General features: G+C 69.2%; 2 protein-coding genes. Both read left to right on the forward strand.

What is annotated here, in order from left to right; genetic code table 11:
- Nucleotides 1-240 (forward strand): AIR carboxylase family protein (locus AAFX79_13735; GenBank protein MEO1009618.1); only part of this gene is annotated, 240 nt, incomplete at its 5' end.
- A gap of 15 nt (nucleotides 241-255) precedes the next feature.
- The coding region (locus tag AAFX79_13740) for a hypothetical protein (GenBank protein MEO1009619.1) at nucleotides 256-662 on the forward strand (407 nt) is incomplete at its 3' end.

Below are 662 nucleotides of genomic sequence, written 5' to 3' on the forward strand. Positions count from 1 at the left end.
GTCATTGGCGTGCCGGTTGAGACCCCGCGTCTCGGCGGCGTCGACAGCCTATTGTCTATTGTGCAGATGCCGAAGGGCGTGCCGGTGCTGACGGTGGCGATTGGCGAGCCGGGCGCAGCGAACGCCGGGCTGGCGGCGGCGGCGATCGTCGCCCTCGGCCGACCGGAGGTCGCCAAACGGCTTGCTGACTGGCGCGCGGCCCAGTCGGCCGGTGTGCCTGTCACCGTGTCCGACGATTAATCTCCAGACAGAAGAATGGCGCAGCCACACCCCGACGCACCGGCGATCAAACCGCTCCAGGCCTATCGCCTCATCCCGCCCGGCGGGACCATCGGCGTCGTCGGCGGCGGCCAGCTTGGGCGGTTGATCGCAGCGGCGGCGACGCGGCTTGGTCTCAAGACCCATGTGTTCGTCGACGCGCCGGACTCGCCGGCCGCAGACTGCGCGGCGGCGACTGTCATCGCGCCTTATGAAGACGTTGAAGCCCTGAAGGTCTTCGCGGCGGGCGTCGACGTTGTCACCTACGAATTCGAGAACGTGCCGGCGGCGCCGCTTGAGGCGCTCGTCACCGCCGGCGTCGCCGTCGCGCCCGGCGTTCGGGCCCTGACGATCGCGCAGGACAGGCTTCTGGAAAAGGAGTTTGCGCAAAGCCTTGGCGCGGC

The organism is Planctomycetota bacterium (assembly GCA_039819165.1).
Classification (GTDB): domain Bacteria; phylum Planctomycetota; class Phycisphaerae; order Phycisphaerales; family UBA1924; genus JAHCJI01.